The 15,540-nt window shown below is 72.0% G+C and carries 13 protein-coding genes; 2 read left to right on the plus strand and 11 right to left on the minus strand.

Going from position 1 to position 15,540, the window contains the following annotated elements; genetic code table 11:
- Positions 1 to 154 precede the first annotated feature (154 nt).
- Entirely contained in the window at positions 155 to 1,594 is a 1,440-nt protein-coding gene (locus ACLB9X_RS00570; protein ID WP_410358165.1) for an aminopeptidase P family protein, read from the plus strand.
- Positions 1,573 to 4,299 (plus strand): LuxR C-terminal-related transcriptional regulator, encoded by a 2,727-nt coding sequence (locus ACLB9X_RS00575; protein ID WP_410358166.1) that lies wholly within the window; start codon positions 1,573 to 1,575, stop codon positions 4,297 to 4,299. The genes ACLB9X_RS00570 and ACLB9X_RS00575 overlap by 22 nt, the downstream gene beginning before the upstream one ends.
- Before the next feature lie 107 nt (positions 4,300 to 4,406).
- On the opposite strand, the gene ACLB9X_RS00580 is transcribed toward ACLB9X_RS00575, so the two are convergent.
- From ACLB9X_RS00580 to ACLB9X_RS00630, 11 genes are read right to left on the minus strand one after another with little or no spacing between them, the layout of a single operon-like run.
- Positions 4,407 to 5,837, minus strand: coding sequence for a hypothetical protein (locus tag ACLB9X_RS00580; RefSeq protein ID WP_410358167.1), 1,431 nt, complete (start codon positions 5,835 to 5,837; stop codon positions 4,407 to 4,409).
- Positions 5,834 to 7,276, minus strand: a complete 1,443-nt coding sequence (locus ACLB9X_RS00585; protein ID WP_410358168.1) for an amidase — start codon at positions 7,274 to 7,276, stop codon at positions 5,834 to 5,836. The genes ACLB9X_RS00580 and ACLB9X_RS00585 overlap by 4 nt, the downstream gene beginning before the upstream one ends.
- The gene (locus tag ACLB9X_RS00590; protein ID WP_410358169.1) at positions 7,269 to 7,439 is read right to left on the minus strand and encodes a hypothetical protein; all 171 of its coding nucleotides are present in this window, start codon (positions 7,437 to 7,439) and stop codon (positions 7,269 to 7,271) included. Before ACLB9X_RS00590 ends, ACLB9X_RS00585 begins: the two co-directional genes overlap by 8 nt.
- Positions 7,436 to 8,338, minus strand: coding sequence for an ornithine cyclodeaminase family protein (locus ACLB9X_RS00595; RefSeq protein WP_410358170.1), 903 nt, complete (start codon positions 8,336 to 8,338; stop codon positions 7,436 to 7,438). Before ACLB9X_RS00595 ends, ACLB9X_RS00590 begins: the two co-directional genes overlap by 4 nt.
- Entirely contained in the window at positions 8,335 to 9,615 is a 1,281-nt protein-coding gene (locus ACLB9X_RS00600; RefSeq protein ID WP_410358171.1) for an aminotransferase class I/II-fold pyridoxal phosphate-dependent enzyme, read from the minus strand. Before ACLB9X_RS00600 ends, ACLB9X_RS00595 begins: the two co-directional genes overlap by 4 nt.
- On the minus strand, positions 9,612 to 10,529 hold the full coding sequence (locus tag ACLB9X_RS00605; protein WP_410358172.1) for an alpha/beta hydrolase: 918 nt from the start codon (positions 10,527 to 10,529) through the stop codon (positions 9,612 to 9,614). Before ACLB9X_RS00605 ends, ACLB9X_RS00600 begins: the two co-directional genes overlap by 4 nt.
- Entirely contained in the window at positions 10,526 to 11,416 is an 891-nt protein-coding gene (locus ACLB9X_RS00610; RefSeq protein ID WP_410358173.1) for a hypothetical protein, read from the minus strand. The genes ACLB9X_RS00605 and ACLB9X_RS00610 overlap by 4 nt, the downstream gene beginning before the upstream one ends.
- Entirely contained in the window at positions 11,413 to 12,297 is an 885-nt protein-coding gene (locus ACLB9X_RS00615; RefSeq protein ID WP_410358174.1) for an HpcH/HpaI aldolase/citrate lyase family protein, read from the minus strand. The genes ACLB9X_RS00610 and ACLB9X_RS00615 overlap by 4 nt, the downstream gene beginning before the upstream one ends.
- A complete protein-coding gene (locus ACLB9X_RS00620; protein ID WP_410358175.1) occupies positions 12,294 to 13,244 on the minus strand; it encodes an isopenicillin N synthase family dioxygenase in 951 nt (316 codons plus the stop codon). The genes ACLB9X_RS00615 and ACLB9X_RS00620 overlap by 4 nt, the downstream gene beginning before the upstream one ends.
- Positions 13,241 to 13,687 carry a MaoC family dehydratase gene (locus ACLB9X_RS00625; protein WP_410358597.1) on the minus strand — a complete coding sequence of 149 codons (447 nt, stop codon included), beginning with the start codon at positions 13,685 to 13,687 and terminating at the stop codon, positions 13,241 to 13,243. Before ACLB9X_RS00625 ends, ACLB9X_RS00620 begins: the two co-directional genes overlap by 4 nt.
- 53 nt (positions 13,688 to 13,740) lie before the next feature.
- Positions 13,741 to 15,339 (minus strand): 2-isopropylmalate synthase, encoded by a 1,599-nt coding sequence (locus tag ACLB9X_RS00630; RefSeq protein WP_410358176.1) that lies wholly within the window; start codon positions 15,337 to 15,339, stop codon positions 13,741 to 13,743.
- Positions 15,340 to 15,540: the final 201 nt, after the last annotated feature.

Below are 15,540 nucleotides of genomic sequence, written 5' to 3' on the forward strand. Positions count from 1 at the left end.
CCGCGGCCCGTGCACCGGGCCGCGGCGGCCCGGCGGCCGACCGCATCGCCCGGTGTGTTCGGTCGCGGCTTGCAGCAGTTGATGGCTTGGGGCAGTTGATGGCTTGCGGCGGTTGATTCAGAGGCGGACCGCCAGACGATGGGGGAGGCGTGCGATGGAACGGCAGGACGGCTCGCGCGGCGTGCGGAGTCATGATCGTGAAGTACCGGCCGCGGTGGCCGAGTCCTTTCGAAACGGATGGGAGGACACAAGCCTGAAGCTGCCGCTCGTGTCCGGTGCGGTGTACGCAGCAAAACGGCGCGCGGCGCTGTCCGCACGGTTTCCCGGGGAACGGATCGTCGTCCCGTCGGGCGGACTCAAGGTCCGGAGCAACGACTTCGACTACACGTTCCGGCCGCACTCCGCGTTCGTCCATCTCACCGCCGAGCAGGGGACGCAGGCGGTCCCCGACAGCGTCCTCGTCTTCGAACCCACCGGGGCGGGGCACTCGGTCACCCTGTTCACCCGGCCCCGGTCGCCGCGCGACGGTGGGCCGAACGGCGCGGAGTTCTACAGCGACCGGCGGCACGGCGAGTTCTGGGTCGGCCGGCGCCGGACGCTGTCGGAGACCGCCGACGCCCTCGGGGTCGAGGCCGCCGCCCGCGACGACCTGGAGCGCGCCCTCGGCGGGAACGTCCCGACCCGGGTCGTGCGCGGCGAGGACGCACTCGTCGACGCGCTGGTACCGCCGGCCCGCGAGGCCGAGACCGAACTGCTGACCTTCCTTTCGGAGCTGCGACTGGTCAAGGACGAGTGGGAGATCGAGCAGCTGCGTGCCGCCGTGGGGCACACGGTCGCCGGGTTCCACGACGTCGCCGGGGAGCTGCGGCACGCCACGAGCCTTGCCCGGGGGGAGCGTTGGATCGAGGGCACCTTCAACCGGCGGGCCCGGCTCGAAGGGTACGGCCTGGGCTTCGAGACCATCGCCGCGGCCGGTTCACACGCGTGCGTCCTGCACTGGATGCACAACGACGGCCCGGTGCGGGACGGGGACCTGCTCCTGCTGGACGCCGGTGTCGAGGCCGACTCCTTCTACACCGGCGACGTCACCCGGACGCTGCCGGTCAGCGGACGCTTCACCGATGTGCAGCGCCGCGTCTACGACCTCGTGTTCGCCGCGCAGTCGGCGGGTATCGCCGCGCTGCGGCCCGGCGCCAGGTTCGGCGACTTCCACGAGGCCGCGATGCGCGTCATCGCCGAAGGACTGGACAGCTGGGGCCTGCGGCCGGCCGGCGAGGCGGCTCCCGTCGCCGACCGGTACCGCCGGTACACCGTCTGCGGCTCGGGCCACATGCTCGGCCTGGACTGCCACGACTGCGCCGGTGCCCGCCGCGACACCTACCTGGACGGCGTGCTGGAGGCCGGCCACGTCCTCACCGTCGAGCCCGGCCTGTACTTCCAGCCCGACGATCTGACGATCCCCGAGGAGCTGCGCGGCATCGGCGTCCGCATCGAGGACGACCTCGTCATCACGGCCGACGGTGCCCACTGCCTGTCGTCGGGCCTGCCGCGCAGTGCGGACGAGGTGGAGGCGTGGACGGCGGCATCGCGGTGACGACGCGCCACCCCCTGGTCGCCCAGGTCTGCGGGGAACTGCGGCAGGCCGGTGCGGTGGCGGTGGTCGGGCCCACCGGGTTCGGCAAGTCCGCGGTGCTGGACGCCGTGTGCACGGCCTGGCAGGCGGCCGGGGACCCCGTGGTCCGGCTCAGCTCCGCCCCCGCCGACGCACACGTTCCCTACGTACCGCTGGTGGACCTGTTCGCCGTGTGCCCGGCGGAGGTGCGCGGCGAACTGTCGGAGCCCCAGCGCTCGGCGATCGACTGGGTGCTGCGCCACGTCACGGGGCCCGAACCCGATCCCACGACCCTGCGTGTCACGGTCCTGTCGTGCCTTCAGGCGTGGGGGCGCAAGGCCCGGCTGCTGCTCGCCGCCGACGACCTGCACTGGTGGGGACCGGGCAGCCTGGACGTCTTCGGATTCGCCGCGCGGCGCAGCCGCGGCAGCGTGTCGCTGCTGGCGGCGCTGCGGCCGGACGGCCCGCCGTCGCACGACGTCCTCGGCGGTGGTGCGGTCGAGATCGCGGTCCCCACGCTCACCCCGCAGGAGTCGACGGCCGTCGTGCGGTCCTTCGGGATTCCGCTGCGGATCGCCAGTCGCATCCACATGGCGGCGGGGGGCAACCCGCGCCTGGTCGCGGACATCGCCGCCGGGCTGGCCCGTGCCGGGGGGCCGGCGGTACTGGACACCCAGCCGCTGGCCCCGCACGCGCGCAAGGCGCTGCGCGCCTGGCTGGCCGGCCTGGCCGCGCCTGTGCACTGGGTGCTGCTCGTCGCGGCACTGGCGGCCGATCCGTCGCTCGACGCCGTCCGCCGTGCCGCCGGACCGGCCACCGACGCGGCGCTGGCCGCCGCCGAGGCCGCCGGGCTGATCCACGTGGCCGACGGTGCCGTGGGCTTTCCGGCACCGGTCGTACGGGAGGGCCTCGTCGCCGAGGCCAGCGGCGAGGCGGTGCGCCAGGCCCATCTCGCCCTGGCCGAGGCCATGGCCGGGCCCGACGACCGAACCTGGCACGAGGCGTCCGCCCTGGCCCCGGCCGAGATCCGCGCGCCCCTGGTGCCGGCGCTGGTCTCCGCCGCGACTGCCGCGCGCGACCGTGACGATCACGCCCGGGCCGCCGAGTTCGGCCTGCTGGCGGCCGACCGAGCCGGCGGCACCGAGCCCGGCCTGCTGGTCGCGGCCGCCCGGGACGCCGCGGCTGCCGGGCGTTTCGACCTGGCCTGCGCGGCCCTGGACCAGCTGGCCCGGTCCCCGGCCCGGCCCGTGGACCACGCCCGGGCCCGGCTCGCCGTCGTCGACGCCGCCGGGCGGGGCGCCGCGCTGCTGGCGCACGTCGCGGCGCAGGCGCTGGCCGATGCCACCGCCGCCGACGAGCCGGCGCTGGTCTCGGCGGCACATCTGCGTCTCGCCCGGAGCATGCGGATGAGCCAGGGCTGCTGCGCCGAGGCCCTGGCGCACGCCCGCGACGCCGTGGAGTGGGCGGAGCAGGCCGAGGACCCCGCGGCGTACGCCGCGGCCCTGGCCCTGACAGCCCAGATCGAGCGGGGCCGGGGCTCTTCGGACCACGCCGAGAAGCTCCGGCTCGCCCTGCGGGCGGGCACGGCAGCCGCGGGCGGCCGGCTCACCGACGATCCGCGGCGGGTCGCCGTCGGTTTCACCCGGCTCGACGACCGGCTGGACGAGGCCCGGCGGCTGCTCGACGAGCTGCGCCCGGCGGCGGGCGAGGCCGGCTGCCCCGCCGATCAGCTCTGGCTGCTGGGCAGCTCCGTCCGGATCCGCGCGCACAGCGGCGAGGGCCAGGTCGCCTGCGAGGAGGCCCGCCGGCTCATGGTCATGGCCCGCGACCTGGGCACCTCCCCCGGCCCGCCGTGGTACGCGGCCGCGACCGCCGAACTCGCGGGCGGAACCCTGGAACAGGCGCTCACGTACGCGGAACTCGGCCTGGCGGCCTCGGAGGAGGAGGGCGACACCGTCTTCGCCGCGCGCTGCCTGCACCTGTCCGGCATGACGCGGCTGTTGCTGCGGGACACCGGCGGTGCTCTGGCGGATCTGCTCAGGGTGCGGGATCTGGTGCAGGACCTGGCCGTGGCGGATCCCGCGGAGATCCGCTACGAGGCCGACCTCGCCGAGGCCCTGGTCGCCGCCGGAAACCTGGAGGCCGCGACGCGGACCGTCGCCGGTGCCCGGTTCCGGGCCGTGGAGCTGGGGCGGCGCGGCGTGCTGGCCTCGCTCGACCGCGCGGAGGCGCTGTGCCGCGCGACGGCCGGCGAGTTCGGGGCGGCCGAGGGCCTGCTGGTCCGTGCCCTCGGCGCCTTCGAACGGCTGGGTCACCCGCTGGAGTGCGGCCGGGTGCTGCTGACCCACTCGTCCGTCGAACAGCGGCGCAGGCGCCCGGCCCGCTCCAGGGAACTGCGAGCGGCGGCCGAGGCGGTGTTCCACAAGGCGGGCGCGCCGCTGTGGGAGCCGGACCAGCCGGGGCGGACCAGCGCACCGGCCGGGCTCGCGGGTCTGACGGACGCGGAGAAACGGATCACCGAACTGGTCACCGCAGGGCACGGCAACCGCGACATCGCGGCCGCCCTGTACGTCAGCGTCAAGACCGTGGAGGCGGCGCTCACCCGGATCTACCGCAAGCTCGACGTGCGGTCGCGGATCCAGCTGGTGGCGCTCGTCCACAAGGACGGGCACCAGCCGGGCCGGTGACCACGTCCGGCGGGCCCACGACGGCAGGGTCAAGAGCGGCTGCCGCGTTCCCCGGCGGCCCGGGCCGGGCCGCCGGGAGTCGTGACCCTGTCGGGGTCCGGGCGGGTTCAGTGCGCGTGCCAGCCGACGGTGCCCAGGATGCTCGGACGCGCCGTCCCCGGTACCGCGTCGCGCGGGGCGGGGACGTCGTAGCGAACGACGCATCCGGACATGCGTCCGCCCATGAACAGGGGGCCGAACACCGCACGCGTCGAGACGTCCAGGTATTCGCCGCGCTCGCAGTCGAGCACGTCCGCGTCGATCTCGGCGCTGTGGAGGGTCTCCTGCGCCGTCCAGGTGCCTGCCGACCTGGCCTTGGCGATGACGCTTTCCCAGGCGGACGGGTCGGTCCTGGAGCCGATGTGCACGTCGAAGTTCTGGTCTCCGTCGGAGCGCTTCAGGACGAAGTCGTCCCGCCGCTTCCTGAGCAGTTCTTCCAGCTTCCAGGACTCTCCCCGGTATTCGACGACGTCCTCGCGAATCCCTCGCGACCAGGGGATGTACGTGTCGACGAATTCCCGGTCCCGGTCGGTCATCCAGTCCTGTCCCTTGGACAGCACCGTGAAGAGCTGCTTGTTCGCCACCTGGTAGGAACTCTGCGGTGTCAGGACCGCGGAGCCGCACTTCCTGATGGTGAGCAGCGGACCGAGGTCCCTTCCCGCGTCGATCCATTCCTGCGGCACCGTCCGCTCCAGAACCAGCGGGAATTCGCCCCTGCGCGAGCCGAGGGCGTCGATGAACTCGTCCGTTTCGAAGTACTCGGCCCTGATACCTCCCTTCCGCAGGGCGTCGGTCTCGATCTCGTAGTACCTCCGGCCCGCCTCCCCGATGTCGGTGAGAAAGACGTCGGGGAGGTGGCCGACGAGCGCGACGTGCGGATCGAGGCCGAGGTCCCCGAGCACGGTACGCAGCATCTCGGTCCGTGCCTTCAGGGGATCCGCGAGGGTGAGGGAAGCCGATGCCTCGTCGGGCAGCAGCTGGCGCCACAGCTCGTTGAGGAGGTGGGCGTAGACCTGGCCGCCGGTTGACGAGCAGAAGTTGAACTCGATGAACTTCCAGCCGGATTCCGTGAGCATCACGTCCGGCCGCCCCATGACCGTCGCGTAGGCGTTCTCGAAGTCCTCGTCCCCGTAGAAGGCGGTCAGCCGCTCGTCGAGGCCCAGGGCCCGGTGCCGGGTCAGGCAGTCGCCGCCCAGGGTCCGTACCGCCCGCCGCAGCAGGCCGGCGAGGTACGCGGTCGCGCTCTCCAGTTCGGCGCCACGCGCGGCCGGGAGGACGACGGGCCCGGCGGGGGCGATGCGGTCGAACCAGAAGGTACGGAAACCCCGGAACTGATGGTCGAACGCGTTGAGCAGCAGACGGGGATCAGTCGCGGTGATCGTCTGCGGGGCCGTCGAGGTGTGTTCCACTTTCCACTCCTGGGAGATGGCTTGGGCCGGCGGCAGAGCGCCGTCCTTCCCGAAGCCGCGCGGAAGTTGCGAACGCTTCGGGTCGTTCATGGACGTCCCGTCAGTACCGGCCGGGTGTCCCGGCGGCCGGACTCGGCCTCCAGGGCCGTGCCGACCCGGAACAGGCTCGCCTCACCGAACCTGCGCCCCACGAGCTGCACGCCGATGGGCAGGCCGTTCCCGGCGAACCCGAGGGGCAGGGACATGGCCGGGTGCCCGGTGACCGCGAACGGGATCGTCTGCATGTCGTTGGCCAGCTTCGGCGGGGGCCAGTCGGTGCCGAAGTCGTCGAAACGGGCGGCGGTGGTCTGGCCGCAGGCCGTGATCAGCACGTCGTGGTCGATGAAGACCCGCCGGTCGAGGGCCGCGCCGAGCCGGCCGCGCACCTCCCGCGCACGCAGCAGATCACTCGCGCCGACCCCGGCCCCGGGCATCAGCTTCTGGTACGTGAAGCGGCCGAACGACCGGGGCGAACGGCGCAGGTTCTCCTCGTGCACGGCGAACCCTTCCGCCATGAGGATGACCCGGCCGCAGGCGTCGAACACCTCGTACGGCGGCAGTTCGCACTCCTCGACGATCGCGCCGAGTCCGTCGAGGTGGGCGAGGGCCCGCTCGATGCCCTCGGTGATCTCCGGGAGAGTCGCCGGATCGGAGGCGTACCAGGCGCGCGAGTACCCCACCCGCAGCCCCCGGACGTCCCCGGTGAGGGAGCCGAGGAAGTCCGGCGCCGGTGTCCCAGGGGTGCGCGGATCGCGGGGGTCGGGCCCCGCGACGACCTGGAGCGCCGCGGCGGCGTCGGCCACCGTCCAGGCCAGCGGCCCGAAGTGGTCCATGGTGGGTGCCAGCGGGGTGGCGCCGTACCCGGACACACTGCCGTAGGTCGGCTTCAGACCGACGGCCCCGCAGTGGAACGCCGGGCCGCGCAGCGAACCGGCGGTGTCGGATCCGAATGCGACGCGCAGGAATCCGGCCGCCACGGCGACCCCGGCCCCCGAGGAGGAACCGCTGGGGATGTGCTCGCGGTGCCACGGGTTCCGCGCCGGTGGGAACGGCAGGTCCGTGCTCGGCCCGCCGAACGCGAACTCGTAGCTGGCCAGCTTGCCCAGCAGCACGGCGCCGCCGGCCCGCAGCCGGGCCTCCACGGTGCTGTCCTCGGCGGCGACGTCGTCGAGGGTCAGCCGCGAGTGGTTGGTGGTGGGCAGGCCCTCGGCCGCGAGGATGTCCTTCAGCGCGTACGGGATGCCGTGCAGCGGGCCGCGGTCGATGCCGGTGCGCAGCTCGCGGTCGGCCTGCGCGGCGCGCCGCAGCGCCAGGTCCCGGGTCACCAGCACGAAGGAGTGCAGACACGGGTCGTGGGTCTCGATCAGGCCCAGCGCGTGCTCCACCAGCTCCACCGAGGTGATCGTGCCGGCGCGCAGCAGCGCTCCGGCCTCCGCGACGGACAGCTCGGCGAGGGCGCCGGGTCCCTCGGTGGGGTGGGTGTCAGACATCCGTGATCTCCACTGTGCGCAGCAGCTCCGTCATCGCTCGCAGCGAGCGGTGTCCGGCCAGGACGCCGGCCGCGAGGTCCGGCGGCATCTCGATGCCGAGACGTTCGAGGGCGGAGGCGAACTCCCGGTCCGCGGCCTCGGTCGCGGTCGGCTCGGTGGTCATGCGGGGGTCCTTTGCGGATGCGCCAGCAGGTGGGCGCAGGTGATGAGGTCCAGTGAGGCGTGGCCGGTGGAGCTGAAGACGGTCGGGCGGCCGTCGAGTCCGGTGTGGCCGCCGGTCTCCAGGGATTCCAGGTCGATCGCCGTGCGGTGGATCTCGCCGGCCTCGGCGACGGCGATGTCGATGTCCTCGACGATCAGCGTGGCGGCGGCCATCAGCGAGCGCGGCAGCTCCCGCGACTCGGTGGTGTGCGCGCCCATGCAGTTTATGTGCACGTGCTCCGGCAGGTCCGCGGCGATCGGCAGCGGGAGTGCGGACGTGGTCGCCGTGGAGACGACGTCCGCTCCCGAGGTGGCCTCCTCGGCCGACGCGCAGACCACGGCCCGGATCCGGCCGGCGACGCGCCGGATGCGCTCGCAGAGCATCTCGGCGTGCGCGGTGGTGCGGGAGTGGACCCGTACCTCGGTGATCTCGCGCACCGCCGAGACACCGAGGTACTGCTCCCAGGCCTGCACGCCGGACCCGACGATGCCGAGGACGGCGCTGTCGCGGGCGGCGCAGTGGTCGGTGACCACGGCCGTCACGGCGGCGCACTTGAGGTTGGTGACGGCCACGCCGTCCAGCACCCCGAGGGACTCCCCGGTCACCGTCGAGAACACCGGGACCACGGACGTCACGGTCGGGCCCGGCCCGTCGGTGATGGTGGCGGTCTTGTTGACGCAGAGGCGGTGGTCGGGGCTGACGGCGGGCATCGACAGGAACCTGGTGCCGTGGCCGTCGTCGACGAACTGCCGCAGCGGCACGATCATCCGCCGGACAGCGCCGCTGCGCAGGCTCTCCCGCATCAGCGCGGCCACGGCCGCGACGTCGGCCACTCCGTGCCGCCGGCCGGCGGGGATCACGCGAGCCCCGCCAGTACGTCCAGCAGGTCGGACGCGAACCGCTCGGTCAGCTCCGCCGGCATGTCGCCGCGCAGCATCATCCGTACCCCGGCCTGGCCCTGCGGCACGATCGGGAAGAACATCGCGGAGCAGTAGTAGCCGCGCCGGTAGAGCTCGGTCGACAGCCGTACCGCCCGGTCGTTGTCGCCGACGGTGACGAACTTGATGTGCGATCCGGTGCCCCGCAGGTCGTGTCCGCGCAGCCGCTCGTCGAACAGCTCGATGTTCCGTGCGAGTTGCCGCCGACGCCGGCCGAGCTCCGGGCCGCGGTGGACCTCCAGGGCACCCAGCGTGGTGCCGACCGAGGCGGTCCGCAGCCCCTGGGACCAGGCGAGCGGCCCGGACCGGTAGAGGAACTCGAAGAGCTCGCGGTCACCGACCATGGCGATGCCGCCGGTGCTGCCGAACGCCTTGGCGATGGAGGCGACAACGACCGTACGGGAGCCGAGGACGTCGAACACCGTGCGCGCGTAGCCCTCGCCGCGCTCGCCGACCGCCGACAGGGCGTGCGAGTCGTCGAGGTAGACGAACATGCCGTAACGGTCCTGGAGGTCCTTGATCCCCTTCAGGTCCGCCTGTCCCCCGGTCGAGTAGACGCCCTCGCCGACGTAGGCCACCCGCGGGTACCGCTTGCAGATGTCCTCCAGGTACTGCATGTCGTTGTGCGGACAGGTCAGCACCAGCGTCTCGTCGGCCAGGATCGGCTTGAGGAAGTTCATGGAGAAGTGCGCGAACCGGTCGAAGACCACGACAAGGGGCTCGCTGTCGGTCAGATGCCCGGAGGCCAGCAGCGGCAGGATCGCCGCGCTCAGCACCCCGCAGGACACCGACGGCAGCACATGGGCGCCGAAGTGCGCGGAGAGCTCCTCCTCCAGCCGCTCCATGATGCCCAGACGGATCCGGAACTCGCCCATGGACAGCCCGGTGACCCGCTCCTCGGCGAGGGCGGCGCGCCCCGCCTCGAGCACCGTGGGATGGCTGTTGAGCCCCAGGTACGAGCAGGACGACAGGTTGGCGAACTCGTGCCCGGTCCTCAGGTCCCGCAGCCGGTTCTGGCCGTCGACGGCCTCGACCACGAGGCCGAGCATGCCGTGCTCGCGGGACAGGCCCCAGGCGGCCTCGCCGGCCGGGACCATCGTGCGGTTGTTGCGGTACCGGTGCGGGCCGGTGATGTTCTCGGCCACCGGCCTGTCGTCGGCCAGCCGGTGGTGCTCGGTCATCGCGCTGTGCTCGGTCATCGGGCTTCCTCCGCCCGCGCGCGGAGCCAGCCGCCGAGCCGGCTCACGGCCTCGCGGGCCTTGGCCAGGCGCGCGTGGTGCAGATGCCACACGTGCACCATGCCGGGCCACACTTCGAGCACACCGGTGCCGCCTGCCTGCCGCAGACCGGTCGCGAACCGGTCCGCGTCGCTGAGCAGCATTTCGCGGCTGCCCACCTGGAGCAGCACCGGGGGCAGCCCCCCGAGCTCCCCGAACAGCGGGGACACGTACGGCTCGGTCGGCGCGGTGCCGGCCAGGTACGACTCGGCGACCAGGGCCACGATGGGCTTGCTGAGCATCGGGTCGTCGTCCTCAAGGGTGGTGTAGGTCTCCCCGCTGCAGGTCAGGTCGGTCCACGGCGAGATGCACGCCGCGGCGGCCGGCCGCGGCAGGCCGGCGTCCCGCAGCTTCAGCAGCGTCGCGAGCACCAGGCCGCCGCCCGCCGAGTCCCCCGCGAGGACCACGTCGGAGCCGGCGAGGCCCTCGGCGAGCAGGCTCCGGTACGCGGCGACCGCGTCCTCGAGCGCCGCGGGGTAGGGGTGCTCGGGGGCCCGCCGGTAGTTGACGAAGAACATCCGGCAGCGGGCGGCCCGCGCGATCTCCCCGACCATGTGCCCGTGGCTGCGCAGCGATCCGTAGACGTAGCCGCCGCCGTGCAGGTAGAGGCCGGTCAGGGAGCCCTCGGCGTTCGGCGGGGTCAGCAGGTGGCCGCCGTCGCGCTCTTCGACCGCGATGTCGTCCGCGATCGGGGTGCCCCACGCGTCGTAGAACTCGCGGGCCTTGTCGATCTGCTCGGGCCAGTCGCCCGCCGCGAGCGCCGCGAGGAGCGCGTCGAGCTCCTCGCGATCGCTCTCGGACATGACCGGCACGCCGGGTCCGGTGGTCGTCGTCACCGCTGCGCCTCGACCGGGTCGATACCGCGGTGGAAGCGCAGGCGCGCGGCCTCGTCCGGCAGCTGCAGGCTGGGGGCGGGGACCTCCAGGCGGTAGTGCCGGAACCACTTGGTCAGCTCGATGTCCTCGGCGAACTGGAACTCCAGGTGCCGGATCGGGCGGCGCGAGGGCCGGGACGGGTCGGTCGGCCGCGGCTCGGAGCCGGCGTGAGCGAGTCCGCCGTCCACCTCGTTGAGCAGGACGACCATCACCAGGTCGTTCGACAGGTCGGCGTCCACGGCGGCGGCGTAGCCGGCCAGGGCGGGCTCGGCGTGCTCCTCCTTGACCGCGACGTTGAAGCTGTGCGGCATCAGTTCGATCAGGTCGGCCGGGGCCACGCCCTTGTCCCTGCAGTACGCGCGGGTGTCGCAGACCACCGGGATGCCGCCGGTGATGTTGGTGTTGGGGCCGTAGATGTTTCCGACGAACGGCGTGACGGAGTCGAAGTGCACACACTTGGTCGTCAGGAACTCGCGCTCGGTGGTGTGGTCGCCGTTCGGCGTGAAGCGCGTGTTCTTGTTGTAGCCGTCGACGTCCATGCAGGCGATGCGGTCGTAGTCGATCGCGACCGGGGTGTACGCCGCGACGTCCACCCGCTCGCCGAAGGCACGGAACAGCGACTCCAGGTAGTCACGGGCCACCGCGGCGTCCTGCTCCTCGTGGACGTCGAGGCCGTGACGCTGAAGGGTCTTGGCGACGCCGCGGCAGACGGCGACGCCGTCGCCCTCGGCCGCCAGGCGCACCAGTTCACTCACGAGTTCGTCGCCGACGGCCTGCAGCCGGCCGTCGACCAGCTCGGTCTCGTAGGCGGAGACGTCGATGTTCACGTGCTGCGGGAGAGTCTTCACTTCGTTCCCCGGTTTCCTCGGTGCGAGAGCGGTGTGTGGGCGGATGCGTCGTCGGGCGCGTGGAGTTCGAGCATGCGCTGGGCCCGCAGCACGAACGGCGGGGCCAGGACGCGGTCCTTCTCGACGGCGAAGCCGTAGGGCGTGGAGTGGTAGTCCTCGACGACGCTGCGGTATTCGGCGATCTCGTCCGGGCCGACGGTGAACGTGTCGGCGATCACGTCGACCTGGCGGGGATGGATGGCGGCCTTGCCGGTGAAGCCGGCGTCCCGGGCCGCCCGGCACTGCGCCGCGACGACCGCGAGGTCGTGCAGTTCGAACGAGTTGGTGTCGATGGCGGGCACCCGGTACTTGGCCGCTGCGGCGCACAGCCGGGCCCGCGCGTAGTCGAGATAGGACGCGTTCTCGGCGTACAGCTCGGCCGTCAGGTCCGCCTGGCCGAAGCACAGGCCGTCGCTCACCGCGGCGATGGCGGCGGCGTTCTCGACGGCGTCGACGGTCTCGATGAAGCTGCAGATCTGGGGCGGCTCCGAGGTGCGCGCCAGCAGTGACCGGTAGATCGCCACGTCCCCGGGGCCGGAGATCTTGGGGACGAAGACCACGTCGATCGGCACGCCGCCGATGGTGGCGTCCGTCTCGATCAGCGCCCGCATGTCCTCCAGGCCGTCGGGCGTCGCGATGGTGTTCACCCTGAGGCCCAGGGCGGGCAGGCCGGCCCGGGTCAGGTCCGCCTGCGCGAGCAGCGTGCGGGCCTCGGCCTTCCTGGCCGGATGGATGGCGTCCTCCAGGTCCAGGACCAGCATGTCGGCGCGGACCCTGCCCGGTTCGGCCACCGACGCCAGCAGCAGCGCCGGGGTGTACAGCAGGCTCGCGTACGGTCTCATCGCGTGCCGCCCTCCCGTCCGAACAGCAGGTTCATCTTCTGGAGCGAGAAGTCCTCGTACCGGATCGGCTCGTACTTCGCGGAGCGGTCGGCCACGAACTTCGGGAAGCACTCGATGACGGTGTCGTCGTTGGCGAGCTTGAAAAACACGATGGACTGCCGCCGCCGGTCGGCGAGTCTGACCCGGTGCGGTGTGGAGACGTACTCGTCGTTCGACCAACGGGCCATCAGGTCGCCGATGTTGACGATGAAGCTGTCGCGTTCCGCCACCTCGATGTCCAGCCAGCGGCCGGAGCGGTCCTGGAGCTGGAGACCCGGGCCGTCCTGGGTGAGCAGCGTTATCAGCGTCCCGTCGGTGTGCTGCCCCATGCCCTGGTCGTTCAGGAACTCCGGGGCGACGCCGGGGTAGAGATGCGAGCGGAGCGAGTCGTTGGAGGTGTTGGTCCGGGTGGCGAAGAAGTCGCGCGGCAGGTCCAGGGCGAGAGCCAGCAGTTCCGCGATCCGGCCGGCCACGGTCTCGCAGGCCGCGAAGTACCGCTTCAGCGACGCGCGCAGCTCGGCTCCCAGCTCGTCGGCGGGGAAGGGAAGCTCCTCGTCGTCGCGCAGGATCAGCCGCCCGGCGCTGAACTTCTCGACGTAGTCCGACGGCATGTCCGGCTTGCCGGTGTAGGCGTACGCGTTCTCGGACAGCAGGGCGCTGTAGCCGTACGGGCTGTAGTCGTTGTCGCCGCGCGCGGTGGAGGTGCGCATCGCGAACTCGCTCTTGGTCTCCGGCGGGAGCTCGAAGAAGCGCAGCGACGCGGTGTAGGCGTCGTCGAAGACCTCGGGGGCGATCCCGTGGCCCCGCACGACGAAGAAGCCGGTCTGCCGGCAGGCGTCGGAGATCTCGTCGGCGAGCTTGCGCTCGGCGTCCGAGTGCGCCGTTTCGAGGTTGATGACGGGGATCACCGGTCTGCCTCCTGGCGGGGCACGAGAATCGTGCGTTCGAATTCGATCACCGTCATGTCGTCCTGGTTCCGGCCGACGGTGTGCACGGTCACGATGCCTTCGCCGGACCGTGTGGCGGACTCGCGCCGGGAGACGATGCGGGTCTGTGCGTAGAGCGTGTCGCCCACGAACACCGGGGCGGTCAGACGGACCTTGTCCCAGCCGAGGTTGGCGACGCACTTGGCGCTGATGGTGGACACGGTCATCCCGTTGACGATCCCGAAGGTGACCAGGCTCGACACCAGGATCCGGCCGAACCGGGTCTGCTCGGCGTAGACCGCGTCGATGTGCAGCGGATGCTGGTTGAGGCAGAGCAGGGAGCTCCACACGTTGTCGGTCATGGTGATCGTCCGGCCCGGCCGGTGCTCGATGACCTCGCCGGGGACGAAGTCCTCGTAGACCATGCCGCTGTCCTCCCGGTATGTGCCGGGGCTGACGGCGACGAAAGACTTGCTCTTCACCGCTCTCCTTCGTGGATGCCTGCCCGGCGCAGCGCGGACCGGGCCGATCTGTGCGCCGCGTCGGCGGCCGTTGCTGCGAGGCCGAGTCCCCAGTACGTGCGGCCGCCCGCGGCCAGGGCCACGAAGCAGGCCGTGGGCTCTCCGGCCGTGGCCGCCGTGCCGGTGACCTGGACGTGCGTGAACTCGACGCCGTGCGCGGGGGCGAGCTCCGCGACGACCTCGTCCGCGTCGGCACCGGCCGGCAGCGCGGCCGAGGTGTCGGAGGCGTAGGTCTCCTTGAGGAGCTGCCAGATCTCGGCCGGCTCCAGTTCCCGCCCCAGGGTGTCGGCGGCGTCCTGGACGACTCCCGCGAAGTCCCGGCGCATCTCCGCCGGCAGGTCGACACCCCAGCCGGACTTGAGCACATAGGCGATGCCGCCCTTGCCGGACTGGCTGTTGACCCGGATGATCGCCCGGTAGTCGCGGCCGACGTCCTTCGGGTCGATCGGCAGGTAGGGGACCCGCCAGGGAAGTTCGCCGACGTTCCTGCCCTCGCTCACGGCCCGGTCGGCCAGCGCGGCCAGGCCCTTGGCAATGGCGTCCTGGTGGGTGCCGGAGAAGGCGGTGTACACCAGGTCTCCGGCGTAGGGGTGGCGGGGGTGCACCGGCAGCCGGTTGCAGTCCTCGACGACCTCACGGACGGCGTCGATGTCGGAGAGTTCCAGCTGGGGATCGACACCGCTGCTGAAGAGGTTGAGCGCGAGGGTCACCAGGCAGACGTTGCCGGTGCGTTCGCCGTTGCCGAGCAGCGTGCCCTCGACCCGGTCGGCCCCGGCCAGCATCGCCAGCTCCGCCGACGCGACGGCGGTGCCCCGGTCGTTGTGCGGGTGCACCGACAGGATAATCGCGTCACGCCGGTCGAGGTTGCGGTCCATCCACTCCACCTGGTCGGCGAAGACATGGGGCGAGTGGGTCTCCACCGTGGTCGGGAGGTTCAGCACCAGGGGCCGGCCGGGCGTTGCGTCGACGATCTCCGCGACCCGGTTGGCGATCTCCAGCGCGAGCTCCGGCTCGGTCAGGTTGAAGGTCTCCGGCGAGTACTCGAACCGGATGTCCGTCCCGGGCTGCCTCTCGGCCAGCCGCACCAGCTGCCGCGCGCCGTCGACGGCCATGCGCAGCACCTCGCCCGGTGTCATGCCGAACACGACCTCGCGCCACAGGCACGCCGTCGCGTGGCACAAATGCACCACGGCGCGTTCGGCTCCGCGAATCGCCTCGAAGGTCCGCTCGATGAGTTCGGGACGGGCCGGCGTGAAAACCGTAACCGTCACGTCGTCCGGAATTCCGTCCTTGCCGACGAGTTCTCGCACGAAGTCGAAATCGTCGGCACTGGCCGCCGGATATCCGATTTCGATGTCCTTGAAACCCGTCGCGACCAGCAGATCGAACATCCGCTTCTTCCGGCGGGTGTCCATGGGGTCGGCCAGTGCCTGGTTGCCGTCCCTCAGATCGACGGAGGCCCACACCGGAGCACGGTCGAGCGCTCGGTCCGGCCATCGCCGTGACCAGCCGGAAGTGGGCACCGGTTCGTCACGCGCATAGCGGTGGAACGGCATGGACGACGGACGTTGCGGAATTCCCGGGAATCCCCCGGAAAAAGGCAGTGATGAACCTGTTCCTGGCACTTCCATGCGGCACCCTCTCGCTGTTCTCAGCGCCCCGAGACTACGGAGCGTCAGACATGAGGGGGAAGTAGACCGTCCTCTATACCGGACCCTGGAATCGGGCCAATCGGGACGTCGGTGCCGTTTCTCCGG

Source organism: Streptomyces sp. 5K101 (assembly GCF_046506645.1).
In the GTDB taxonomy this organism is placed as follows: domain Bacteria; phylum Actinomycetota; class Actinomycetes; order Streptomycetales; family Streptomycetaceae; genus Streptomyces.

Bases quoted from the DNA above. Each gene is read 5' to 3' on its own strand.
- ACLB9X_RS00630 (WP_410358176.1), bottom strand. From the start codon at position 15,339: ATGCCGTTCCACCGCTATGCGCGTGACGAACCGGTGCCCACTTCCGGC.
- ACLB9X_RS00615 (WP_410358174.1), bottom strand. From the start codon at position 12,297: ATGAGACCGTACGCGAGCCTGCTGTACACCCCGGCGCTGCTGCTGGCG.
- ACLB9X_RS00580 (WP_410358167.1), bottom strand. From the start codon at position 5,837: ATGAACGACCCGAAGCGTTCGCAACTTCCGCGCGGCTTCGGGAAGGAC.
- ACLB9X_RS00585 (WP_410358168.1), bottom strand. From the start codon at position 7,276: ATGTCTGACACCCACCCCACCGAGGGACCCGGCGCCCTCGCCGAGCTG.
- ACLB9X_RS00600 (WP_410358171.1), bottom strand. From the start codon at position 9,615: ATGACCGAGCACAGCGCGATGACCGAGCACCACCGGCTGGCCGACGAC.
- ACLB9X_RS00570 (WP_410358165.1), top strand. From the start codon at position 155: ATGGAACGGCAGGACGGCTCGCGCGGCGTGCGGAGTCATGATCGTGAA.
- ACLB9X_RS00625 (WP_410358597.1), bottom strand. From the start codon at position 13,687: ATGGTCTACGAGGACTTCGTCCCCGGCGAGGTCATCGAGCACCGGCCG.
- ACLB9X_RS00590 (WP_410358169.1), bottom strand. From the start codon at position 7,439: ATGACCACCGAGCCGACCGCGACCGAGGCCGCGGACCGGGAGTTCGCC.